Source organism: Bacillus kexueae, assembly GCF_022809095.1.
Classification (GTDB): Bacteria; Bacillota; Bacilli; order Bacillales; family Aeribacillaceae; genus Bacillus_BZ; species Bacillus_BZ kexueae.
Genome location: NZ_JALAZE010000010.1, coordinates 56349 through 79892 on the forward strand (window position 1 = coordinate 56349; position 23544 = coordinate 79892).

Here is a 23544-nt window from a genome sequence, read left to right on the forward strand (position 1 = left end):
ATTTTCGTTACATAAAGGAGTATTTTTCGACCAATGACGAGCTTAATTAAGAACAATATCCACCATTTTTTCTCAAAAGGAATTTGGATTGTCCTACTCACCTTTTCGGTTTACGCAGTTTACTTAAAGGGGATAGCCATTCAATTTAACCTATCATTCTTTGAATTTTCGATTCTCGCGTTAACCGACCATTATTATATTTTATACTTTTTCATCCTTAGTTTCCTTTATTTTCTATATAAATTTGCTGAAAGCAATAAAAAAATAGAAGATATGATTTTAATGAGATCTAAAAGGTTTGTGACGTATTTTCTAACACAAGTCCTATCATTACTTATCATTTCTTCTTTATTTGTTTTTCTACATGTCATGATTTCAATTGTCATTGGGATTGGTCTAAGATTTGAGAACGTATTTACAACCGTACCAGTCGATATAAATACGTTAATCACCAGCGAGTTTGAGCGTTTTTTTTCGACTCCTCTCGTTTCGCTGTTTTTTATCTATTTACATATGGTATTGGGGCTTACTTTATTAGGAACTCTTTTTATTTTTCTAAGACAGTTTCTACACCCAAAGGTAGTCATTGCATGCATTATTGTTTCGTACATTCTCATGTTATTGAGCATTCGGTCTGAAGTAGATTCAATCGTCCCCTTTCTATTTTTAAATAATTACATCGTCCTTCACCATGCTTTCGTAACATTAGGGGAAAACTACTATTTATTATTCATTGCTGAGCTTTTATTGATGGTATGCATGGTAATGGTTATAAAAAGATATTGGAATAAGACACTGACCATATCACTCTCGATTCCAATACTAGACAAATGGAATTTAAGCATGCTGCTTTCAAAAAATCATTTAGTCGTTATGGTCGTTTTCGTTACAATCCATGTCCTATCCATCATTTTAAGGATTGGAGATTTGACTTATTTCGACTTGTTAACCATTCAATTTTACGGACATGGCACTGGGAATTTCCATCTCATATACTTTTTGAGCTTAGTAGTTTACAACGGGATTCCGCTCTATTTGTTGAGCTATTTCCTCGAGAAAGAAAGTGCTGATAGAAGTTCTTTCATAACGATTCGATTGAAGCATAAAAAGGAATGGCTGTTCTCTATTTTACGATCAGCTTCCATATTTATTTTCGCGTATATCATTTTAACCATCTCTATTTCATCCTTGATATCTTTTCTATTCAGGTTACCTTTTCAAGGATATGAATATATGACTCCTGTTTTTGAAGAGTTACATGTTAACGGTGTAAAACCTCTAAACTTAATTGGCATCATTGTCAGCAGTAAGTTTGCAGAGCTTGTTTTCAGTTTTCTTTTCGTCTTCTTCCTTTTTTGTTTAACGAGAACGGCCACTACTGGCTTTATTCTATTAATGGCATCCTATATGTTCTGTATTTTTGATACGCCCATTGTCAACTACTTGCCAACAGGGATGTCATCGTTACTTAGGATGAAAGAAACCGTAGGAAGCGGAGGCATCTCTTTTTTCACAACGATCAGTATTCTATCAATGGCAACAATTGGGTTGTACATCATGATTCGAAAATGGTTCTTCCAAAGAATTTTCTAATATAGAAGGTGAGCGTAATGAACGATATCATTCAAGTATGTAATGTAGGGAAAAACTTTAAAGGGAAAACAATTTTAAAAGATGTAAACTTAACGATCGAGAAGGGAAAAACAATCGGAATCATCGGCTCAAATGGGAGCGGCAAATCCGTCTTGTTCAAACTGATAGCTGGATTTATGACACCTGATACGGGGGAAATTTATGTACGAGGTCAAAAACTAGGACAAGACATCGACTTCCCTCCTAATACCGGTGCACTGATTAATGAACCAGGCTTTCTCGAACTATATAGCGGATTTAAAAACCTACAATTTCTAGCAAAAATCAACGATAAAATTAATGATGCAAAAATAAGGGAGACTTTACAATCAGTAGGGTTAAACCCCGACGATAACTCCAGGGTTGGCGTCTATTCCATGGGGATGAAAAAAAAGCTCGGAATCGCACAAGCCATTATGGAAGACCAAGATATTATTATTTTAGACGAACCATTCAATGCCTTAGATTTTAAAACTTACAAAGATATTAAAGAAATCATTAAGGAGCAGCAAAATAAGGGAAATACCATTTTATTAACGAGCCACAACCAAGCTGACATCGAAGAGTTATGTGATGAAACATATATTATTTTAGAAAACGAGGTCGTTCCCTTAACCGAAGAAATCAAAGAAGAATATTTACAAAGATAAAACATAAACCAAGAAAAGCGCAAAGCGCAAGTCCTTAGGAGAAGGGCGCTGGAGGACCTGCGAGGAGGCTTCCGTCGCCACAGCAGGGCCGAAGCGACCCGAGCTGATGGCGCTTGGAGCTAGACACCCCAAAAAACTGTAAAGAGAATACGTTAACACTTTATTGAACTTAAACTTTCTGTAACAACAAAGGAAAGCCACCTCTCCAATCTAAAGAGGTGGCTTTTAGTAATTGTGTCACTTTCCTACTTGATCACTTTTGAAAAGGCTTGCCCCCAAATCATTAATCGTTCAGCAGCCTTTTCTAGCAACTCTTCACCCCTATTCATCGCCGTTGTTACATCCATTGGCCCATCTACAATAGGGACAATGATAGGTATTCCATGCTGTTTAAACAGTTGCATGTCCCCTTCAAATTTTCCTGTAAATGCACAGACTGGTATATCAAACTCTTTTGCAATCTTAGCGATTCCAATTGGGACTTTTCCGTACAGCGATTGTTTGTCCATTTTGCCTTCACCGGTCATCACGATTTGAGCGGTCCGTATTTGTTCTTTTAAGTTAGAAAGCTCACTAATTAAGCTAAAACCACTTTGTAATCTAGCATTTAGAAAGGATAAAAGAGAGAAGCCGATCCCCCCCGCCGCTCCCGCACCATGTGCTTGGCGGTAATCTTTTTGAACGGTCTCGACAACCACATTAGCAAAATGATTCATTCCAGATTCGAAGACATCCATTTCATCTTCACGGACCCCTTTTTGTGCACCGAAAACGTTTACTGCTCCTTCTTCTCCTAATAACGGATTCATCACATCGGATGCGATGACAACTTCTGTTTGCAAAAGTCGTATATCAAGTTCGTCTGTATCAATTCTGTCGATTTCTCCAAGTCTTCCACCGCCCATTATTATTTCCTCTTCATGTTGATTGAAAAACTTGACACCGAGTGCTTGCAACAGACCTGTACCCGCATCGACGGTTGCACTACCTCCAAGTCCGATTATGATCTTTTTGGCTCCCAAATCTAAAGCTCTCTTCACTAGTTGCCCTGTGCCATATGTAGAGGCTTGATCAGGATTTAGCTCTTCCTTCTTTAATAAAGGAAGACCAGAGGCTGCGGCCACTTCAATGACGGCGGTTCTTTCTTCCTCAACCCACCCAAAAGAAGCTTGAATAGGTCTACCAAGTGGATCGTTGACATTCTCATAAATCTCCTTCCCACCGGTAATGGCTAATATCGCTTCAACTGTTCCTTCTCCACCATCTGCCATCGGGATACAGATGGTTTCACAATCCGAAAGAACGCTTTTGATACCACGCTCAATCGCTAACGCTGCCTTTGTACTTGAAACCGATCCTTTAAATGAGTCAGGTGCAATTATAATTTTCACTCACAATCCTCGCTTTCTAACCAGTTAAACGCCTAAATCATTTTTCAATATCCATTTTACTAAACGAAAATCACCCACAATATCATCGTTATGACTAATGCAGTTACCCCCTGCAATAATGTCGCGACTGTCTGGGCTTTATATGCATCCGTTACTTTCATGCCACTAAACTGTGTAACAACCCAAAAGTAGCTATCGTTCACATGGCTAACGGCCATTGCTCCCGCTCCAACAGACATGACAATTAACGCTAACGGTATAGCCCCTTCGATTCCCATTTCAGGTAATAGAGGTGCAATGAGCGTTGAAGTAACGACGAGAGCCGCAGTCGATGATCCTTGAGCCGTTTTCAAAGCCGCTGCTACAATAAATGGAATGAAAAGAACCAATACTCCATTTAATAGACCACCAGCAGCAATTCCTTGAATCAGTTCTGCAACAGGAGTTGCTTTAATAACCGAACCAAAAGCACCACCAGCAGCCGTAATTAAAAGGATATTTGAAGCATCTTTAATCCCATCACTTATCCAACCTGTCATTGTTTCCTCATCCCGTTTAGGCATTAAAGAAAACGAAAGGAAAACTCCTATTAATAGCGCAACAACCGGTTGACCTAAAAATAAAAGACCTGTTGCCAAAGTACCTGTCCATCCGAAAAAGCTAACAATCGATCCGAATCCAATCAATAGGATAGGCACTACAATCGGTGAAAATGACTTTACTGCAGATGGTAGCTCTCCAAATCCTTTAACGATTTCATCATAATTCAGTGCATTACTTCCTTCGCCTTCAATTTCGATTTTACTCGCAAACTTCACCGCCCATATATAACCGATAAAAATCGTTGGAATGGCAACAACGATTCCAATCACTATAATCGTTCCTAAGTAATCGGTAGCTCCAATATTACCAGCTGCTGCTATCGGCCCCGGTGTAGGCGGAACTAACGTATGGGTCGCGTATAGACCCGTTGCAAGCGCAACCGACATCGATGCCAATGCAACCTTTGTCTTTTTAGCAAGCGCTTTCTTCAAACTGGATAAAATGACATACCCTGAATCACAAAATACAGGTATACTAACAATGGCTCCTATTAATGACATAGCTAATTGGGGCCGTTTCTCACCGACAACACGAAGCACAACTTCGGCCATTTTCAAAGCTGCCCCTGACCTTTCCAAAATGGTCCCAATAATCGTCCCAGCTACAATGACAATACCTATATACCCCATAAGCCCACCGAAACCTTGATTAACAGCATTTACGACCTCATTTAATGGTAGACCAGCTAAAATTCCAACTAAAAACGATGCAACTAGTAATGATAAAAACGGATGCAGTTTCCACTTCACCGAAGCAAATACAATAAAACACACTCCAAGTAATAAGACTAAAAATAATAATCCACCATTCACGTCAACATCCCCCTACTCAACAAGTTAGATATAAGCAGGCTTTATCCCCGTTAAGAAGCTAAATCTTTCATTACTTTTTCAGCATTTGACGGCTTTTTTGTAAATAAGCTTACTAAAACCGTTACTACTAATGACATAATAAAACCAGGAACTGCCTCATACGTAATACCGAATAGTAATCTTCCCACCAAACCTTTTATATCTGGAAGAAAATGATAGGTCCATTCCGGTTGTTTTTTCACGAGAATCACCGTTATTAATCCTACGACCATCCCCCAGAACACACCTTGTTTCGTCGTTCCCTTCCAATAAAGCGTTAAGAGGAGCGCCGGCCCAAAACATGCTCCTAACCCTCCCCAAGCAAAGAGGACCATCCAAAATACAAATTCTTGAGCAGAGAAAGCTAACCAAATAGATAATCCCATCAAAAGAACGATGGATAGCCGACTATACAATACGAGCTTTTTCTCATCTAGTTCTTTATCCTTTCCAATCATGCGATGATATAGATCTCGCACAAGAGAGCTTGAACCAACTAAGAGCTGACTATCCGCACTAGACATGATGGCAGCTAAAATGGCGACAAGTAAAATTCCCATAAAGAAAGGATTAAAAAGCTCATTTCCTAAAGTCGTAAAGATTGCTTCATTATTTTCACCTGGTAGCTGAGCTACATTTGGAAAATAAGCACGACCTGCCAAACCTACAAAAATTGCTCCCCACCCCATTAATACATTCCATATTGATCCGATTAACGCTGCTTGCCTCATCTCTTTCGGATTTTTTAATGACATGTAGCGAACAAGAATATGTGGATTACCGGGACTACCGAATCCAATTCCGATTAATCCCATCGTCGCACCAAAACCATAACCGAGTAACCCATAATAGCCCGAGCCTTCCGTATGCATAGCCCCTAAAATAGGGCCTAACCCTCCGATTTGAACGATAGCGACAATTGGAAGAATGATTAAAGATAAAAACATAAATCCGGCTTGTAACACATCTGTTTTACTTACCGCATGAAAGCCTCCTAAGGAGGTATAGACTAATAGAATAATTGCTGTAAACCACATACCTCCTTCAGTGGATAATCCGAGAGTTGAGGAAAAGGCGGTACCACCCGCAACAATTTGACTTCCTACATATGCGACCATAAAGAAAATAATGATCACAGCACTTGTTACGCGAAGGAGATTAGATTGGTCTTGATACCGCGTCTCTAGTATATCTGGTACTGTAATGCTATCCGTTTGCTCACTGTACTTTCGAAATCGTCTTGCCACAAAGAAGAACATAAGCACTTCTACTGTAATAAAGCCTGCTAAAGCCCATACAGCTAATAACCCATTCGCATATGCCATACCCGTAACACCTAATATAAGCCAGCCACTTCTCCCAGAACTAACAGCACTTAAGGCAACGGTCCACTTCCCTAAACCTCGCCCCGCTAGAAAAAAGTCGGTGAGACCACCTGAACTTTTCCTTGAACTTAATATTCCAATTAAAACTAACAAAAGAAGGTAAATGCCTATGACTAATACCGTTAGAGGATGAGCACTCATTGCGATACCCCCCTGTCATTTGAAATAGAAGAATTTCGTTTTTCCCGATTAGCCTCTATAATGTAACAAATCATTGCTAGTAAAATGATTCCTAACGGTATACCAAAAAGACCGAGAAAAATTTCAATATTCATCCATCATTCCCCCTGATAAAATGCTTCATAAACCGCCCGAACCGTTAATAAATCAAATAAAGCTGACCCTACCGTTTTAAATATTCCTATTCTCCCTATGTCTGGATTCATCTGTACAATTTGATCAATTGATTGGCATTGAAAAGAATTACCATGGATTTCTTTCGCACGAATGATATCCCCTGATTCGTTGATGGCATTAATAGTATCGATGAAAAATGTAGATGTTGCCTCAAGTAATGAACGAGGAAGCTCTTGCATATTCGGTTTGAAAGACCCAACAGCCACAATTAATTTACCTTCCCACATACTTGACGCTAAATCAGGAAGAACTGGAGTTGTCGAAGTAGTTGCAGTAACGATAATTTCCGAGTGTCTCACTAAATCTTCTATATTTGAACAATAAACCTCAATCATTGGGTAGACTTCACGAATTTTATTCGCAAACGCTTCTGCCTTTTCAATATTTCGATTAAACAGAAATACTTGTTTAATCGGTCGAACCGCAATGGCCGCTTTTAAATGGCTCCACCCTTGCACACCAGTCCCCACGATTCCGATTGTTTCAGCGCGCCGCTTAGCTAAATAACGAATGCCCAGCCCACCGATTGCACCTGTTCGTAAAGCAGTAACCGATTGCCCATCGAACATTGCAATTGGCTCGAATGTTTGACGGTCATGTAATAATACAGTCCCATGAATCGAAGACTTGTTAAGTAAAGAATTATGAGGAGCAACCCCAACTAGTTTGATTGCATAATAGTCTTGATCAAATACTGGCATTAATAAGGCCGTGTTATCTCCGTCTGATATGTGCATTCGGTTGGGAACTTTAAACTCTTCTTGCTGTTTGAACGCCTTTTCAAATACGTTAACTAACCTTTCAATTGAAATAGCCGACTCTATTTCCGCTGCTGAAAAAAAATGCATCTTCTCACCTCCATTAAAGTTTTCGAATAAAGCCGTAACAAAAATGTAAGCAGCTTTCCGTTCAACCTACTTTTTTTGATAACTAAGACTTTAAAAACATTATTGTTTTAGTAGATTTATAAACTCCCTTATATCTCTCCTTTCATTTCAACTACAGTAAATAATATACAATAATTGATAAAATTTTTAAAATATTTAAAATTATACATTTATAAATCTACCTTTCATAAACAAAATGAACAAAATACCCACAAAGAACAAATCGTCTTTATCTTTCAGAATATTCACTCTAACAAACCTTCAAGTTATGATGAAAGCGTTACCAAATAGATTCAAGGGGGTATTTCATGAAAAAGAGAATGACGATTTTAGCAGCTTTTCTTGCTCTTTCGTTAGCGGCTTGTGGCGGAGCGAGTGAGTCTAGTTCCTCAAATGGGGAGAAAGAATCCTTTCAACCTTCTAAACCAATAGAAGTAATTGCACCAGCTGGACCAGGCGGTGGATGGGATACGACTGCACGTACGGTTGCAAAAGTGTTAGAAGAAGAACAACTGATTGATCAACGGATGGCAGTTGTAAATAAGCCAGGTGGTGGCGGTGCTGTTGGGTGGGCTTATGTTCATGGAAAAAAGAGTGATCCGCACACGTTGTTTGTCACTTCTCCACCAATTTTATTCGTACCGCTAAATGGACAATCAGAGCTCGATCATAATGATTTTACACCGATTGCGGGAGTCATTGCGGATTATGCGGCGTTCATTGTAAGCGCAGATTCACCTTTTAATTCGATGAGTGACTTAGTGAATGCCTTAAAAGAAGATCCCCAGTCCGTTTCAGTTGTAGGGGATTCCGCTCCTGGAAGCATGGATCATCTCGTTTTTGTGAAGGCAGCGAAAGCAGCTGGCGTTGATGTGAAGCAATTGAAATATGTATCGGCACAGGATGGAAATGGCATGAGCATGTTGCTCGGTGGAAAAGTCGATGTGTATTCAACCGGACTAGCAGAAGCAACAGAACAAGCCCGTGCTGGAAAAGTAAAAGTATTAGCCATCACGGCACCTGACCGCCTTGAAGGAGACGTCATTTCAACGTTCCCAACACTAAAAGAGCAAGGCATTGACGATGAGTTCATCGTTTGGCGCGGATTCATGGGTCCTCCAGAAATGGATGAAGCGGCGGTGACTTATTATGAAAACGCGATTCTAGACATGATGGAGACTGATACTTGGAAAGAACAGCGCGACAATTTCGGATGGACGGATAATTTTATGGCAAGTGACGAATTTAAAGCTCATTTAGATGAAGAATACGAAGTAATGAAAGAAATAATGGAAGAAATCGGCCTCGTTAATTAAAAATGGTTAAAGGACTGAGCTGCCTCTACCAAATAGAGTCAGCTCTTCTCTTACATTGATAGAAGAAAGAAGGTGTCAGCACATGAATTTACGAACAACCAATCGAAAGATTTCAATTCTCTTAATCTTATTTTCAACTCTTTATTTGACGCTCAGTTTTCAACTGCCGAAGTTTCCTTACGCGATTGTAGATTCTGACATTCTTCCGAAAGGGCTAGGCTTTCTTTTACTTGTCTTATCAATCGGTTTATTTTTCGATAAAAACGAAAAGAAAAAGGAAGGAAAACAAGCTGCTAAAAAAGAGAAGACACTATTGGTAGGTATCGTTGGAATGATTTTGCTTTATATTTTTCTACTTGAGATTGTCGGCTTTGTCCTTACCACGGTCGCCTTTTTGTTCGCAATGACTCGATTGCTTGGCTATGAAAATTGGAAAGTGAATGGCCTTGTCGCCCTATCGTTCTCCTTCGTCATCTATCTATCTTTTAATTATTTGCTGAACATTTACCTGCCTCAAGGGATCTTGCCATTTTAAGGGGGAATCACAATGGATTTTGACAGTCTAATATATGGATTTCAAGTTGCATTAACGTTTGAAAATATCCTTTTTGCCTTCATCGGTGTATTAGCAGGTACGATCATCGGGATGTTACCAGGTCTTGGTCCTATCAGCGCCATCGCCATTATGATTCCACTAAGCTATGGGATGAACCCAGCTTCGGCCCTTATCTTAATGGCAGGCGTTTATTATGGAGCTGTGTTTGGGGGTTCAACCTCATCCATCCTTTTGAATGCTCCTGGGATATCCGGAACGGTTGCCACCTCGTTTGATGGCTATCCGCTTGCCAAACAAGGAAAAGCTGGTAAAGCGTTAGCGATTGCAGCCATCGCCTCCTTTTGCGGTGGGACCATCAGCGTTGTCTTGTTAATGCTTGTTGCGCCGTTCATGGCGGATGTAGCTATTTCCTTTGGACCGACCGAGTATTTTGCCCTCATGCTACTTGGGTTAACCGCCATTGCAAGTTTATCGGAGGGCTCCACGGTTAAAGCTTTAATCTCTGCGACAATGGGTCTTATTGTTGCCACGATTGGAATGGATCAACAAACCGGTACACTTCGCTTCACCTTTGGTTCTCCATACTTAATGGAGGGAATTGATTTTCTCATAATCGCACTCGGCTTGTTTGCCCTTGCAGAAGTTGGCTCCCTAATCTTATCGCGAAATAAACAAGGGTTCGGAAAAAGCGAGAACGTCGGTTCACTCAAAATTACACGAAATGAAGCGAAGGAAATCTCGGGTCCGATTGCGCGCCACTCTTTATTAGGCTTTGTTCTTGGGGTTTTACCTGGAGCAGGCGCAACCATCGCATCGTTTATGTCCTATTTATCGGAGAAGCGACTGGCGAAGGATTCCTCAACGTTTGGAAAAGGAAACATAAAAGGGCTGGCCGCACCTGAAGCATCCAATAATGCGGCAACAAGCGGGGCATTCGTTCCGTTATTAACGCTAGGGATTCCTGGTTCAGGGACAACAGCGGTGTTGTTAGGAGCCTTGTTAGTTGTAGGGGTTCAGCCGGGACCGTTAATGCTTCAAGACCACCCGGATGTGTTTTGGGGTGTAATTGCGAGTATGTATATCGGAAACTTATTTTTACTGCTTTTAAATTTACCGTTAATCCCGTATATTTCGCGGATTTTATATATTCCAAAGCCGATGCTCATTTCTCTTATTATCGTCTTTTGTTTAATCGGGGTTTACGCCGTTAGCTTTAACACGTTCCATCTGTATTTACTCGTCTTCTTTGGCGTTTTAGGATACTTCATGCGAATGTACGCCTTTCCAGCACCTCCTTTTATTCTCGCGTTTATTTTAGGAGGGATGATGGAGCAAGCCTTTCGCCAAGCGCTGACGATTTCAAATGGGAGCTTGACCATTTTTACGGAAAGCAAGATCACCTTGCTGTTACTCATTCTTTCATTCTTTTCGCTAATCATCCCGCTCATTCGCCCGATTATACGAAAGCGACAACGGAGTCATAACGACCATACTCATGGAAAGGGGATGTCCTAAATGAAGGAGCTTCGAATTTTGTCACCGCAAGGAATGCTCGGATACGGATATCCGATGGAATCTCTCGAAAACGGTTTACAAGAACAGCCTCATGCGATCAGTGTAGATGCCGGATCAACCGATGGGGGGCCTCATCGCCTAGGAAAAGGCGTTGGGGGCGTCAGTCGTTATGCAACGAAAAAAGATTTAAAGCCGCTTGTCCTTGCGGCGAAACGTCTCAACATCCCTCTATTCATCGGTTCTTGTGGCGGCTCTGGGGCGAACTGTCGCGTTGACTGGATGATGGACATCTTAACTGAGCTTGCCGAAGAAGAAGACCTTCAGCTTTCTGTTGCTCTGATTTACGCCGACATCAATCAACAATGGCTTTTACAAAAGTGGGAGGATGATTGTGTAAAACCGTGTGGTTCGGCACCGTCGCTCACAAAAGAAGCCATTACACAATCAACTGCTCTTGTCGGTCAGATGGGGGTTGAGCCCTATTTAACCGTATTAAACGAAAAGGTGGACATTATAATTAGTGGTAGAACGTACGACCCCGTCATGACAGCGGCCCTTCCTCTCTTTTACGGAATGGACCCTGGACTTAGCTGGCATATGGGAAAAATTTTAGAATGCGGCGCCATCGCGGCCGAACCAGGAACTGCAAAGGATGGAATGATGGGGATTATTCGAGATGATCACTTTCTCGTTCGCCCGTTAAATCCGAATCGGGCATGTACCGTTCAATCTGTTTCGGCACACACTTTGTATGAAAAAACACATCCTTATCACTTACCAGGTCCAGGTGGCATGTTAGATTTAGCCCAATGCACATTTACTCAATATGATGAACGAACGGTTCGTGTAGATGGAAGTCGGTTCATCCCTTCTTCTTCCTACGAAATTAAAATTGAAGGCGTTCGCCCTGTCGGCTATCGTACCGTGTTAGTAGCTGGCGTTCGTGACCCGATATTCATTGAACAAATCGATCATGTCATGGAGAAAGTGAAGATGGAAGTAGCGGACTATTTTCCTGAACTGAAGGCCAAGCAAGCTTCTCTTCATTCTCTGCATTATGGTCAAAACGGCGTGATGGGGGAGCGTGAGATTACTTTTGGTCATCCTCATGAGTTAGGAATTGTCATTGAAGTAATTGCCAAGACCCAAGAGCTAGCCGATAGCATTTGCGCTTTTGTTCGGTCCTTGCTCATGCATTATGACTATGAAGGCCGAATTTCCACCGCTGGCAATCTCGCTCTTCCCTTTTCGCCTCCTGAGTTATCAGGTGGTCAAGTATTTACGTTTTCTGTCTACCACACGGTTCAAGTAGAGAGCCCCCTTGAACTGTTCCCAATTAAGAAACGAACGATTGGAGGAAGAAGATGAGAACTGAAACGGTGTTAAAGGATTTAGCTAGCGTGATTCGAAGTAAAAATGCTGGACCTTATGAAATTACGTTTGACATTATTATGGATGATGACGCCTCCTTTCAACGTGTTCAATCTTCCAATCGACTGACTACGGACACGATTTGTCAGCTATTCAATGTGGAAGTTCAAGACATTGTCGGACTCGTTTTTTTCAAACAAGCACGCGCTGTGAAAATTACTATGAAGCGCACCGTGCCTTCAGGATCACCTGGAGAAAGAGATACTTACGGAGCACAACAGCACGTTCCACTACTTAACCTTTCGATTCCATAATGTGATAAGCAATGTAGGTCCGTTCAGGTCGACCCACTTTTCCATAGGAGAGGTCCGCATGCACCTCTCCTGTCGATACTAAATACTCTAAATATCTACGAGCGGTCGTCCTACTTATACCGATCGATTGCCCGAACTCATCAGCCGTAATGCCATTTTGATAATTTGCTAGCTCGGATTTTACCTTTTTTAACGTGAGCGGATCAATTCCTTTCGGGATGAGAGAATGAACCTCTTCATGCTCAGGAAGACGATGGAGTAAGCGATCGACTTGCCCTTGTGTCACCTCTTTTACAGCCTTAAGTTTACCTTTATATTCCCGATACTTTCGTAATGATTGCTTCAGTCGATTTAACATAATCGGTTTAATTAAAAAGTCAAACACCCCACCGCGAATTGCTTCTTCCACACGGTCTACCTCTTTTGCAGCTGTAATCATGATGACATCGATATCCTGCTTATATGTTCGCAAGTACCACAACAAGTTGATTCCATCCCCATCCGGTAAATACACATCTAGAAGAACTAAATTGGGTTTTAAAATGTCAATCAGTTCTTTCGCCTCTTCAACGGTCGTTGCCACTCCACAGACAGAAAACCCCTCCACTTTTTCTGTGAACCGACGATTAATCTCCGAATTCTTCCAATCATCCTCAACGATAAGCACTTGTATCTCGTTCATTCATCCCGCCCCCTCTTTGGAATAATTACTGTAAAAATTGCTCCTCCAAACTTCCCATTTCCCACGGTGATCACCCCTCCTAAATGCGTCACCGCTTCTTGAACTAAATATAGCCCAACCCCACGGTCTTCTCCTTGCTTCGTACTAAATCCTCTCTCAAACAGCCGGGGAAATTCCTCCTCGCTAATTCCCCTACCGTTATCTTCAATTTCAAAAATAAAATCATGACCGAGATCGGTCATAAACAACTTAACTTTCTTGTTAGCATTTCCCGATGCCAATACCGCTTCAAAAGCGTTATCAAGCAAATTCCCTAAAATGGTGACAAGCTTTTCCCGATCCATCTCGTCAAGCGAATCTTGCAACTGACTTTCTTTGTCGATATGAAAATCAATTTTCAGCTCTTGTGCTCGGTTAAACTTTCCAATGACAATAGCCGCGATGATTGGATCGGGTATGGCCTTCATGACACGTTTAACAATTGTCTGAGCCCCATCGGTTTCTTTATGTATATATTCAATCGCTTCTGTATAAGAGCCAAGCTGAATCAAGCCTGAAATCGTATTTAATTTATTCGCAAATTCATGCGTTTGAGCGCGCAACGCTTCGGCGTAACGATGAACGTGAGATAATTGTTTCGTCAACAAATCAATCTCATTTTTCCGGCGAAAACTCGACACAACGCCCATCATTTCGCCTTCTTCAAAAATGGGCACTCGGTTTACAATAAGCTCATGACCTTCATAAGATACTTGTTCGTCAAATTGACTCTCCTTCGAATCCAATACGTCTATCATCCGTGATTGTGGAAGGACTTCTCGAATCGATTTTCCAACATAATCCACCGATGGATCGAGCGGAAGTAGATCGTAGGCTTGTTGATTGACCATCGTAATAGCCCCTTTCTCATCAATAGCAAGTATCCCTTCTCTAACCGATTGTAAAATTCCATTCTTTTCGACGAACAGTCGGGCAATTTCATGAGGCTCTAAACCAAAAATCGCTCTTTTTACCCCTTTGGCGATATAGATGGACCCAATCCCTCCAATCATTAGAACGGTCACAACGAGAAAAATGATTTTCACTCGATACTGATGAACGATGGCATCAATGTCTTCGAGTAAAAAGCCGACTGACACAATGCCGATGATGTCTCCCTCTTCATTTTTAATGGGCGCTTTCCCTCTCAAGGAAGGACCAAGTGAGCCGACTGCCTTTGAGATATAAGACTCTCCGTGAAGAAGCGCACGGTCATTATCGCCGCCGACCATCTTTTTCCCAATCCGATCTTCTATTGGGTGCGCATAACGAATGCCTTCACGATTCCCGATTACGACAAATTCTGCCCCTGTCGTTTTCCGAACTTCCTCCGCAATTGGCTGCAACAAAGCACTCGGATTCTCTTCTGTAAAAGCAGCACGGATGGATGGCATATTCGCAAGAGTCGTCGCCACATGTAGAGCCCGTTCACCCGTCTGACTTTCAAACGTAGTAGACATCATGCGCATAAATGAATACCCAAGAATGGATACAGTCACAAGTAGTAAGATGGATATGAATATGCCTATTTTCATATAAAGCTTCAGCGGTTTCATCTTTATCCCCTTCTTGTCAGTTCTTCTCCCATTATAAAAGAAAAGATTTATTTTTTAAAATTTTCATACTATTATAAGGTCATAGAAATGAAAGGAGAGAAACGAATGAGCGGTACACTTATTCAACCTGATGATACGTTAACGTTGTGGGGGATTGTTGTGGTTTGGGCTTCGGTGAGCATTTACTTAGAACAGCGATTTGAGTGGGCATCGAAGCTTTCAGGGGCGATCATCGCACTCGTTGGAGCTATTGTGTTATCCAATTTGCGCATTATCCCGACAGAATCACCGGTTTACGATTCCATTTGGGGCATCATTGTTCCCCTTGCGATTCCATTGCTATTATTCCATGTCAACTTAACAAAAATATGGCGAGAAAGCGGAAAACTCCTTCTTCTCTTTTTCTTAAGCTCGGTCGGGACAGTAGTTGGGACTATTGTAAGCTTCTTTCTTTTTAAGCCCTACATTCCTTACCTCGACCAAATTGGGGCGATGATGAGCGCTTCTTATATTGGTGGGGGCGTGAACTTTGCCGCAATGGCCGCAAAGCTTGAAGTACCTGGAGAAATGGTTTCGGCCTCGATTGTCGCGGATAACATGATGATGGCCGCTTATTTTCTCATTTTAATGATGATCCCAACGATTCGTTGGTTTCAAAAAAACTACCCAACTCCTCATATCACCTCAGTCGAAACGAACAAAGAAGAGGGACAAACGTTAGCAGAAAGCTTTTGGCGTCGAAAAGAGATTTCGTTAAAAGACATCGCCTTATCCATTGGGACAGCCTTTTCGATCGTTGTCCTTTCATTTAAATTTGCGACATTTTTGGATACCGTTATTCCGTCGGGAGAAGACGTGTTTGTTTTTTGGAATGTCGTCAATGGCATCTTTGGCGATCGATATTTAATGCTAACAACGTTCACGATTTTCTTATTACTTTTGTTCCCACGTTACTTTGAACGTCTACACGGTAGCCAAGAAATCGGTACATACTTCATTTACTTATTTTTTGTCGTCATCGGCATTCCTGCTTCCATTCCATTAATTGTTTCAAACGCACCATTATTATTCGTTTTTGTCTTCATCATTGTCTTGTTCAATATGATGACGTCTCTTCTTGCAGGCAAAGTTATGAAGGCGAATTTAGAAGACATCATCCTTGCAAGCAATGCCAATATCGGCGGACCAACGACCGCAGCCGCGCTTGCCATTGCAAAAGGCTGGAAAAACTTAATCGGACCCATTATGGTCGTTGGTACACTCGGGTACATCATCGGGAATTATATCGGTACGTTTCTTGGCATGTGGTTTTCGACATTTGTATAAATGTGAAAAGTCCCCTTGGAATGCATAGTCCTAAGGGGACTTTTTCGTTATTGTTCTTATTAAAGCAAAATCCTCAATCCAGACCCATAGGTGTCCGTATTCATCTAATTAGATTAGCGCTTCGTCTTCTCCGCTTGGTAATCAGTGATATAAACCATTGGTGCACAAACACAGATCTTTTCACCCAACTTTAATCAATTTCAAACACACTTTCTCACATGCTTTTTAACTAGATAATCCCTTTCGAAAATTAATTGAAATACAGCCAGTTTGGAAATCAACCCATAGTAAATAACCCCCAAAATAACTCCTAAATAGTGGTTTTTATGGTTACTTTTGCACATTTAGTTAAAATTTTATATAATCCTAATTGCATGTTTTTTTCACTGTTGTATTTAAATACTAATTCTATGTTATCAACGAGTGAAAAGAATACTAGATTATGAGTGAGGTGTTTTAAAATGATTTGTTCAAACTGTCTATATGAGAATGAAGGGGGGAAATTTTGCTCAAAGTGCGGAACTCCATTACAAATACAACAAGAAGCTGCAACGATTGACTCGAGATTTCAACAATCTACAAGTATTGGAAGTCAAGATTTTACCAAAGCTAAGCAATTTTCGCAAAGATATTTTCAATACTATTTACAAGTATTAATAAAACCTTATACAAGCTGTGCAAATTCAACTCATAACTACTGGATTAATGGACTCATCACTATTGCATTTTTTGCATTATTAATCCCACTAATTATTGAAGTTGGTTTAGGAGATGTGAGACCTTATTTTGAAAGCTCGTTTACAGAATCATTCCTTAAGCCCTTTATTGGTTATACTGCCCTTACGACTCTCATTTCAGTATATATATTCGCCGTGCTAAAGCTTCGTAAAGTTTCAGTAACGCTACAAAGTGTCATCGGTAGAGTTGGAACGTTACTCGTCCCATTCACTGCTCTATTTTTATTAGCAGTTGTTATGGCCTTTCTTCAAATGAAATTATTCATATTACTATTAATCATTGGTTTTATTGCGGCAATTACAATTGTTCCTACGCTTGTACTTGTGTCGTACTCAAAAGAAGCAACTAGTGGCTTGGATACTGTTTATGGGGCCCTAATTGTATTTATTTTCACCCTTTTTAGCATTAACATCATGAGTGAACTGTTACTTTCAATGTTCATACATCTTTTTGAAGGGATATTCAATTATTTTCTACCATTTTAACAACTAGATTTCTACGTAATAATTAGGAGGGAAACATGGAATACTGTAAAAACTGTGGAAACAAACTTAAAGAAGATGCACAATTTTGTGGTGAATGCGGAACTGCAATTAAAATAAGTGAAGACACTTCTGCACAAAGTGGAACACAAGTATTAAAAAAATTAACTCCAAAACAAAAGAAAAAAATGGCGATAATCGCAATTTCAACATTGTTACTACTATTTGTTGGTCATCAACTTTTCCAGTTCGTGTTCTCCAAAGAACGACTCATTAATAGCTTTGAAGAAGCGTTACTTGAGAATAATAGCAAAAAAATGGCGAAACTTCTCACTGCAGATGACAAAAAATTAGAAGTGGATGAAAAAGCTGTTGAAGGTTTCATGAAATATTTTGAGGAGAATCCTGAACAAATCACTGCTACCGTATCCATGTTAAAACAACAATCCGATTCTCTTGATACGAACAAAGAAGACAAGTCAGAACTTGAGAATTTTGCAGAAAACTTTTTTGAATTGAACATGGTGCAACTGGATCATAATGGTACCTTCCTATTTTATGATAAATATCAACTCTCCATCCCTACTGTTTATGTGGAAATTGAAACAAACTACAAAGATACAAAATTATATGTTGATGGGGAAGAAATAGGAGAAGCCACAGAACCTGACTATAAAAAGACTTTTGGACCATTCCTACCAGGTATCCATAAGATTGAAGCAGTTTTAAACTCAGATATTGTAGACTTAAAATATGAAGAAGAAATTTTTATCAGTGGTGCTGTCAGCAAAGACTTTGTATATGCTCGGTTAGAAGCGGAAGAAGTTACATTTGTTCTTCCAAATGATGGAGCTACAAATGAGATAGTCAAACTTTATATAAACGGAAAAGATACTGAAATTAATTTGCTCGAAACACCAACTTTCGGTCCTGTATTATTAGATGGCTCGATGACATGGCAAGTAGAAACTGAACTACCTTGGGGAACAATTAAAACGGAAGAGCAACCAATTACTGATGACTACATTTATGTTTCATACGTGACCACTGATTTAAGGGATTCAATTATTAACACTGTTCATGAATACTTATCGCAAATGCCTCTTGCCTATACAACTTTAGACACAAGCAATGTTACGACGGCAACAGAAAGGGTAAAAGAATGGATTATAGAAGAAGCAAATGACGAGAAAGAATACGAGATTGCATCGAAAATTCAATATCTCTCCTCTTCATTTGACTTAGGTTCCATTTCCGTATCTTATAAAGATGGCCAATGGACTGCTGACGTATCAGCTATGAGCTATTATAACCAAGATGAGTTTTATGTTGGTAATCAACCCGAACTAACAGAAGATACAATTACAAGAAGTTACGACCTGATTTATGATGAGAAATCCAAAAAATGGCTTGTCGACTACTTTAGCTATATATGGTTTTTCTCAGATGACAACTTAAAAGAGTTAAAGGTAGAAAACCCTGAAGTTTACACTTCTACATGGGCTGCAGAATCAACAGACTCTTAATATTCACAACTGTCCAATCTGTCATAATCGAGCAGAGTACTGCAAACAGCCAGACCCCAAAAATGCTTTAATATCAGCATTCTTGGGGGTCTCTTTCACAATGTCCATTTACTAATTATGCACCCTGCTTCATCGATGGTTGTCCTAGTCAATTACTTAGTTTATTTTTTCATGCGGAGGCACGAAATAAATATAATACCCTTTCCCGTCTGCCGCTTTATTGACTTGATTTTGCATCATGGCGAGTTTTTCTCGTATGAGGTGGGTGCTAATAAGACGCGCTCCTTTATAAAGCTGTCTTTCCAGCGGAGCTTTTCGCATATTCACTACGACTTCACGCTTGTTCCGGAAGACGACCATTGAGCGTTCGCCATGGCTAATGACACTATCGACATGATTATAGGCGATCCACGCTGAGGCTTTGTCCATAATCGTTCCGACTGGAAGCATGCAGTAGGCAAACGTCTCACTAATTAAGATGGGGAGCATACGCTTCCCTTTCAAGACGGATCTAGCATGATTGACTTTCCCCTTGAAATCTCCGCCATAAAAGGTACAGCTTTCTTTAATGAAGTGCAATGGAGGTTTTTCCAAGATTTTATCCCCACTTAACGTTAGCACGTTGCTATGTAAGTGACCGGTTTCAGAGTACGTCGGTAAAACGGCAAGTGTTTCTTCCGTAATCATTTCTCCTACGTTTACTTGAATCATTGGTTAAAACCCTCCCATCGTTAAGTTAACCTTTTCTTTTCAAATACGGTTGGATATAATACGAGTAAAGTTGGTAAATTTTCCAACTGTGAATGACCCTTAAGCACGCCGATTCCCAAGTGAGGTGCTTAAGGGTTTTTATTTTTCCCTACTTTCCCACTACATCACCTCCTTTCATTGCTGATCTTCATACCAACGAATCGAATTGTTCAAATCAACGCCTGGAGGTCATTCGTTGATGACCAGACTATATAACCTAGCACGGTTTAACTATTGTTCGTGAAGATAACCTAGCCTAAATGTTGATTCTCCTTCTTTATGATCGTGTAATCATTCACAAAAACCTTTGGCTGATCGGCAATCACAAAATCGTTATGAGCATTTCATCCTATGGTGTTTAAATCGGAAAGAAGTCTTTCTTGTTGCGTAGTTTTTTTAGTAGATTTGCATCGAGGAAATTTAACTTCGTTGGAGTTCTTTATGGATACATGAAGGTAACTCTCGGTGTATCAGTGAGACTAGTCAACCTAATGAATTTTAGATCTTCGTATTGAATCATGTTTTCGTTGACTGCCTAAGTTGCTTAATGTCATTCTTAAGTCCTCATCCATCATACCTACACCCTTTATCCATTCCCATTATAATCCAAATGTCATTTCTTTTTTGTAAAGGTTATGTTAATTTTTTACTATTTTTCCTTTTCAAATGTTACTGCCGTTTTAACGATGATGACCTACTCCATGCATTTAATTAAACGTTTGCTTAACGTAAAACAACAAAAGGAAGGTTCGCACTTATCCTCCCCCTTTATTCCAATCGAAATAATACGCACAAAAAAATTTTAAATTCCGCGCTCCTTTTTGTTCACTTGGAAGCTATATGAATAATGAGAGAAAATTTTTCAATTGAACGAAAGGAAGGGATTTTGATGAAAAAATTGTTTATGAATGATTATCCGCTCTTGTTGATGCCGAAGTTGGCGACGAAGGTTGGATTGCTCGAGTCAATTTTCCTCGTCCAGCTGCATTATTGGCTAACGAAAAGTAAGCATCGCTATGAAGGGAAAGTGTGGGTGTATAACACGCTGGAAGACTGGCACGAACAGTTTCCGTTTGTCTCTGTTATGACGATTCGCCGCCTCGTGAAAAAGTTAGAAAAGGATCAGCTCATTTTCACTGCCCATTTCAATCGTTCAAAGATGGACCGGACGAAGTGGTACACGATTAATTATGATGCGATTGAAGCACTAATGGACGATGTGAACGACTCATGTGAGCAGATGGAACAAATAGATGGTGATGAGAGAACAGAAGAAGCGTTCAATTTGCACACACCAATACCAGAGACTACGACAGAAAAAGAAGAAGAAGAATGCGCGCGTAAAAAGAATTCCCAAACCTCGGAAGAAAATCCTTACACCTTCTTCGAACAAAACGGGTTCGGAACGATTGGTGGCTATATTGCTGAGAAAATCAATTATTGGTGTGAAGATCTATCGGAGGAGTTAGTCGTTGAGGCGATGAAGCTAGCGGTTGAATACGGTGCTAAAAGGTGGTCGTATGTGGAGTCCATTTTACGCTATTGGTATGACAAAGGCTATGAAACGGTCTCAGACATACGAGCAGCTCGGAAAGCTTATCAAGAACGTATGGCCGATTCTGACCGAAAGAAGAAACGGACAAGCCCTCCAGTCCCGCATGTTACTGAATATGACATGAACGCTGGAGAAGAAGACGATGATTGAGAAAGTGTTCCTCGGCTGTTTGATGAAGGAGAATGGCTTGATAAGCGATACGGTCATTCGTCCCGAGCATCTAAAAGAAGTACGCCATCAATCGCTTTTCAAAAAGATGATCGAGTTCCACCAAAGAAGGAAAGCAATTGACGTCATTACACTGACGACATTGCCAAACTTAGATGACTACGGTGGCATCACGTACTTAAACGACCTCGTTGCCTTTGCCAATCTTGAAAAGTTCGAGCAAGTGGAAGCATTAATTTTAGAAGATTGGAAGGAACGAGAAAAGAAGCGAATTTTAAATACGGCCATCTATCAAAATGCAGACATCGACGAAGTAGTGAAAAAGCTTCAAGATCTGCATCAGTTCAAAACAGACGATCATACCGAGCTTAAGCAGGCATTAGTGGACATGTATCAAATGCCGTGGGAAGACATGGTGCAAGAGACCGTTGCGCCAACAGGCATTTCCAATTTGGACTCGTTTATTGGTGGCTTTCGTGATGGAGAGGTGACCATTTTGGCCGCGAGACCGTCGATGGGAAAAACCGACTGCATGCTTCATTTTGCTAAGGAAGCGGGCTGGGCGAACTATGTGCCAATCATCTTTTCGCTTGAAATGCCAGATTCACTCATTAAGAAGCGACTCGTCGCCTCCACTGGCGGCTACAACCGGATGAAGATGAACGACCCGAAAAACCTTCTATCCGCCAAACAAAAACAGCGCTGGCCAGAGGTAATCGGACGCTTAAGTGAAACGAACATTCATATTTTTGATGGATCGGCACAAAGCATTCCAGAAATCCGATCAAAGATTCGAAAGGTCATTCATGAAATGAAAGGGAAAAAACCAATTGTCTTCATCGACTACTTAACCTTAATCAAACCGAGTGAAACATATGGAGGAAACGCCCATTACCAAGTTACCGAAATCTCCCACAACTTAAAAACTATGGCGAAAGATTTTAACTGCCCCATCATTTGCTTAGCCCAACTCAATCGTGGTGTCGAGTCACGAGCCGAAAAGCGACCGGTCATGTCTGATATCCGTGAATCAGGTAGTGTCGAACAAGACGCTGACCTCATCCTCTTTTTGTACCGGGAAAAATACTATCAGCCAGAACTAGAAGACGACACCCTCGAAATCATCATCGCCAAAAATCGAAACGGCCCTACCGGAAAAGCAATCGTTTCGTACAACGTATATACCGGAAAAATCGAAGAAAAGGAGAAGAAAAATGCGCGTTAAAGACCTGTTCCATCTATCCATTACCTACGAAGAATCCTCGTTAGCCCATTACATCTATCACCTCTTAGAAGAAGAAAAAATCACACTAGAAGACGATGTAGAAAAACTAGACTTCGCAAAAGCTGATCACACGAAAGTTGCCGAAATGATCGAAAACAACCTGCTCGGTTTTCATCACATCCACCTATTCGCCTTATCAGCAACGAAGGGAAAATACTTCTTTATCTTTGCGAGAAACGAGGAGGAAGCCATCCGTCACTTTACAAAAACCTTTCAGCGAAAACCACGCACATGTAAGCGAGTGCTACTCGATCATGAAATGATGCGAGGAAACGAAGTCGTCACCTTTCGGACATTGCGGAAGGAGTATACGAAATTCCCTGTGATTATTGGGGAGTTTTTCCTCACCAAGCAGTAGGTGGTGAGGAGCTGACTTTTCGTATGCTCATACAATTCTAGAAGCTGAGGAATAAAACCGGCTAGGATGATGAATAAACTGTCGGAACTGATGAATAAACTGCTGAAACTGACGAATAAACTCTCAGAACTGATGAATAAACCGCCGAAACTGACGAATAAAATCGCCTAACAGATGAATAAACTGCCGGAACTGATGAATAAAGTCACCCAAACTGACGAATAAAATCGCCTAACTGATGAATAAACTGC

Annotated in this window: 21 protein-coding genes; 13 read left to right on the top strand and 8 right to left on the bottom strand. The window is 40.6% G+C overall.

The annotated features are described in order from the left end of the window. The first annotated feature begins 33 nt into the window (after positions 1 to 33). Positions 34 to 1593, top strand: a complete 1560-nt coding sequence (locus ML543_RS14560; protein ID WP_243388162.1) for a hypothetical protein — start codon at positions 34 to 36, stop codon at positions 1591 to 1593. 17 nt (positions 1594 to 1610) lie between these two features. Continuing rightward, a complete protein-coding gene (locus tag ML543_RS14565; RefSeq protein WP_243388163.1) occupies positions 1611 to 2282 on the top strand; it encodes an ABC transporter ATP-binding protein in 672 nt (223 codons plus the stop codon). 245 nt (positions 2283 to 2527) lie between these two features. Here the strand turns inward: ML543_RS14565 and ML543_RS14570 are convergent, their stop codons facing one another. Genes ML543_RS14570 through ML543_RS14590 form a run of 5 tightly spaced genes read right to left on the bottom strand, consistent with a single transcriptional unit; the run spans position 2528 to position 7717 of the window. After that, on the bottom strand, positions 2528 to 3673 hold the full coding sequence (locus ML543_RS14570; RefSeq protein ID WP_243388164.1) for a glycerate kinase family protein: 1146 nt from the start codon (positions 3671 to 3673) through the stop codon (positions 2528 to 2530). 59 nt (positions 3674 to 3732) lie between these two features. Then, the gene (locus ML543_RS14575) at positions 3733 to 5088 is read right to left on the bottom strand and encodes a GntP family permease (protein ID WP_243388165.1); all 1356 of its coding nucleotides are present in this window, start codon (positions 5086 to 5088) and stop codon (positions 3733 to 3735) included. Positions 5089 to 5138: 50 nt separating this feature from the next. Then, positions 5139 to 6653 carry a sodium/proline symporter gene (locus ML543_RS14580; RefSeq protein ID WP_243388166.1) on the bottom strand — a complete coding sequence of 505 codons (1515 nt, stop codon included), beginning with the start codon at positions 6651 to 6653 and terminating at the stop codon, positions 5139 to 5141. Then, positions 6650 to 6787 (bottom strand): hypothetical protein, encoded by a 138-nt coding sequence (locus tag ML543_RS14585; protein WP_243388167.1) that lies wholly within the window; start codon positions 6785 to 6787, stop codon positions 6650 to 6652. Before ML543_RS14585 ends, ML543_RS14580 begins: the two co-directional genes overlap by 4 nt. Positions 6788 to 6790: 3 nt before the next feature. Beyond that, positions 6791 to 7717, bottom strand: a complete 927-nt coding sequence (locus tag ML543_RS14590) for an ornithine cyclodeaminase family protein (protein WP_243388168.1) — start codon at positions 7715 to 7717, stop codon at positions 6791 to 6793. 347 nt (positions 7718 to 8064) lie between these two features. On the opposite strand from ML543_RS14590, the gene ML543_RS14595 reads away from it, so the two are divergent. The 5 genes from ML543_RS14595 (at position 8065) to ML543_RS14615 (ending at position 12828) form a co-directional block, all read left to right on the top strand. Then, the gene (locus ML543_RS14595; RefSeq protein WP_243388169.1) at positions 8065 to 9072 is read left to right on the top strand and encodes a tripartite tricarboxylate transporter substrate binding protein; all 1008 of its coding nucleotides are present in this window, start codon (positions 8065 to 8067) and stop codon (positions 9070 to 9072) included. Positions 9073 to 9154: 82 nt separating this feature from the next. After that, positions 9155 to 9607, top strand: coding sequence for a tripartite tricarboxylate transporter TctB family protein (locus ML543_RS14600; RefSeq protein WP_243388170.1), 453 nt, complete (start codon positions 9155 to 9157; stop codon positions 9605 to 9607). Positions 9608 to 9619: 12 nt separating this feature from the next. Further along, complete coding sequence (locus tag ML543_RS14605; protein WP_243388171.1) at positions 9620 to 11143, top strand: tripartite tricarboxylate transporter permease; 1524 nt, start codon at positions 9620 to 9622, stop codon at positions 11141 to 11143. Continuing rightward, the gene (locus ML543_RS14610; RefSeq protein WP_243388172.1) at positions 11144 to 12511 is read left to right on the top strand and encodes an acyclic terpene utilization AtuA family protein; all 1368 of its coding nucleotides are present in this window, start codon (positions 11144 to 11146) and stop codon (positions 12509 to 12511) included. Beyond that, a complete protein-coding gene (locus ML543_RS14615; RefSeq protein WP_243388173.1) occupies positions 12508 to 12828 on the top strand; it encodes a DUF4387 domain-containing protein in 321 nt (106 codons plus the stop codon). Before ML543_RS14610 ends, ML543_RS14615 begins: the two co-directional genes overlap by 4 nt. Here ML543_RS14615 and ML543_RS14620 read toward each other — a convergent pair. Next, a complete protein-coding gene (locus ML543_RS14620; protein ID WP_243388174.1) occupies positions 12809 to 13510 on the bottom strand; it encodes a response regulator in 702 nt (233 codons plus the stop codon). The genes ML543_RS14615 and ML543_RS14620 overlap by 20 nt on opposite strands. Beyond that, on the bottom strand, positions 13507 to 15105 hold the full coding sequence (locus ML543_RS14625; RefSeq protein ID WP_243388175.1) for an ATP-binding protein: 1599 nt from the start codon (positions 15103 to 15105) through the stop codon (positions 13507 to 13509). The genes ML543_RS14620 and ML543_RS14625 overlap by 4 nt, the downstream gene beginning before the upstream one ends. 105 nt (positions 15106 to 15210) lie before the next feature. Here ML543_RS14625 and ML543_RS14630 point away from each other — a divergent pair, with 105 nt between their 5' ends. The 3 genes from ML543_RS14630 to ML543_RS14640 all read left to right on the top strand — a co-directional run bounded on the left by ML543_RS14630 (position 15211) and on the right by ML543_RS14640 (position 19177). After that, complete coding sequence (locus tag ML543_RS14630; RefSeq protein ID WP_243388176.1) at positions 15211 to 16431, top strand: DUF819 family protein; 1221 nt, start codon at positions 15211 to 15213, stop codon at positions 16429 to 16431. 461 nt (positions 16432 to 16892) lie between these two features. Then, complete coding sequence (locus tag ML543_RS14635) at positions 16893 to 17654, top strand: zinc ribbon domain-containing protein (protein WP_243388177.1); 762 nt, start codon at positions 16893 to 16895, stop codon at positions 17652 to 17654. A gap of 35 nt (positions 17655 to 17689) precedes the next feature. After that, positions 17690 to 19177: a zinc ribbon domain-containing protein gene (locus ML543_RS14640; protein ID WP_243388178.1), complete on the top strand. Its 1488-nt coding sequence runs from the start codon at positions 17690 to 17692 to the stop codon at positions 19175 to 19177. Positions 19178 to 19333: 156 nt separating this feature from the next. On the opposite strand, the gene ML543_RS14645 is transcribed toward ML543_RS14640, so the two are convergent. Next, positions 19334 to 19888, bottom strand: a complete 555-nt coding sequence (locus ML543_RS14645; protein WP_243388179.1) for a competence protein ComK — start codon at positions 19886 to 19888, stop codon at positions 19334 to 19336. Positions 19889 to 20816: 928 nt separating this feature from the next. Between ML543_RS14645 and ML543_RS14650 the strand changes: the two genes are divergently transcribed. Genes ML543_RS14650 through ML543_RS14660 form a run of 3 tightly spaced genes read left to right on the top strand, consistent with a single transcriptional unit; the run spans position 20817 to position 23293 of the window. Continuing rightward, the gene (locus ML543_RS14650) at positions 20817 to 21632 is read left to right on the top strand and encodes a DnaD domain-containing protein (RefSeq protein WP_243388180.1); all 816 of its coding nucleotides are present in this window, start codon (positions 20817 to 20819) and stop codon (positions 21630 to 21632) included. After that, positions 21625 to 22875, top strand: a complete 1251-nt coding sequence (locus tag ML543_RS14655; RefSeq protein ID WP_243388181.1) for a replicative DNA helicase — start codon at positions 21625 to 21627, stop codon at positions 22873 to 22875. The genes ML543_RS14650 and ML543_RS14655 overlap by 8 nt, the downstream gene beginning before the upstream one ends. Then, the gene (locus tag ML543_RS14660; protein ID WP_243388182.1) at positions 22865 to 23293 is read left to right on the top strand and encodes a hypothetical protein; all 429 of its coding nucleotides are present in this window, start codon (positions 22865 to 22867) and stop codon (positions 23291 to 23293) included. Before ML543_RS14655 ends, ML543_RS14660 begins: the two co-directional genes overlap by 11 nt. The last annotated feature ends 251 nt before the right edge of the window (positions 23294 to 23544 follow it).

What these genes read in the sequence shown, in the direction of transcription:
- ML543_RS14615 (WP_243388173.1), top strand. Translation starts at nt 12,508, where the DNA reads ATGAGAACTGAAACGGTGTTAAAGGATTTAGCTAGCGTGATTCGAAGT.
- ML543_RS14605 (WP_243388171.1), top strand. Translation starts at nt 9,620, where the DNA reads ATGGATTTTGACAGTCTAATATATGGATTTCAAGTTGCATTAACGTTT.
- ML543_RS14650 (WP_243388180.1), top strand. Translation starts at nt 20,817, where the DNA reads ATGAAAAAATTGTTTATGAATGATTATCCGCTCTTGTTGATGCCGAAG.
- ML543_RS14560 (WP_243388162.1), top strand. Translation starts at nt 34, where the DNA reads ATGACGAGCTTAATTAAGAACAATATCCACCATTTTTTCTCAAAAGGA.
- ML543_RS14580 (WP_243388166.1), bottom strand. Translation starts at nt 6,653, where the DNA reads ATGAGTGCTCATCCTCTAACGGTATTAGTCATAGGCATTTACCTTCTT.
- ML543_RS14585 (WP_243388167.1), bottom strand. Translation starts at nt 6,787, where the DNA reads ATGAATATTGAAATTTTTCTCGGTCTTTTTGGTATACCGTTAGGAATC.
- ML543_RS14660 (WP_243388182.1), top strand. Translation starts at nt 22,865, where the DNA reads ATGCGCGTTAAAGACCTGTTCCATCTATCCATTACCTACGAAGAATCC.
- ML543_RS14600 (WP_243388170.1), top strand. Translation starts at nt 9,155, where the DNA reads ATGAATTTACGAACAACCAATCGAAAGATTTCAATTCTCTTAATCTTA.
- ML543_RS14655 (WP_243388181.1), top strand. Translation starts at nt 21,625, where the DNA reads ATGATTGAGAAAGTGTTCCTCGGCTGTTTGATGAAGGAGAATGGCTTG.
- ML543_RS14590 (WP_243388168.1), bottom strand. Translation starts at nt 7,717, where the DNA reads ATGCATTTTTTTTCAGCAGCGGAAATAGAGTCGGCTATTTCAATTGAA.
- ML543_RS14595 (WP_243388169.1), top strand. Translation starts at nt 8,065, where the DNA reads ATGAAAAAGAGAATGACGATTTTAGCAGCTTTTCTTGCTCTTTCGTTA.
- ML543_RS14610 (WP_243388172.1), top strand. Translation starts at nt 11,144, where the DNA reads ATGAAGGAGCTTCGAATTTTGTCACCGCAAGGAATGCTCGGATACGGA.
- ML543_RS14635 (WP_243388177.1), top strand. Translation starts at nt 16,893, where the DNA reads ATGATTTGTTCAAACTGTCTATATGAGAATGAAGGGGGGAAATTTTGC.
- ML543_RS14630 (WP_243388176.1), top strand. Translation starts at nt 15,211, where the DNA reads ATGAGCGGTACACTTATTCAACCTGATGATACGTTAACGTTGTGGGGG.
- ML543_RS14625 (WP_243388175.1), bottom strand. Translation starts at nt 15,105, where the DNA reads ATGAAACCGCTGAAGCTTTATATGAAAATAGGCATATTCATATCCATC.
- ML543_RS14645 (WP_243388179.1), bottom strand. Translation starts at nt 19,888, where the DNA reads ATGATTCAAGTAAACGTAGGAGAAATGATTACGGAAGAAACACTTGCC.
- ML543_RS14620 (WP_243388174.1), bottom strand. Translation starts at nt 13,510, where the DNA reads ATGAACGAGATACAAGTGCTTATCGTTGAGGATGATTGGAAGAATTCG.
- ML543_RS14640 (WP_243388178.1), top strand. Translation starts at nt 17,690, where the DNA reads ATGGAATACTGTAAAAACTGTGGAAACAAACTTAAAGAAGATGCACAA.
- ML543_RS14565 (WP_243388163.1), top strand. Translation starts at nt 1,611, where the DNA reads ATGAACGATATCATTCAAGTATGTAATGTAGGGAAAAACTTTAAAGGG.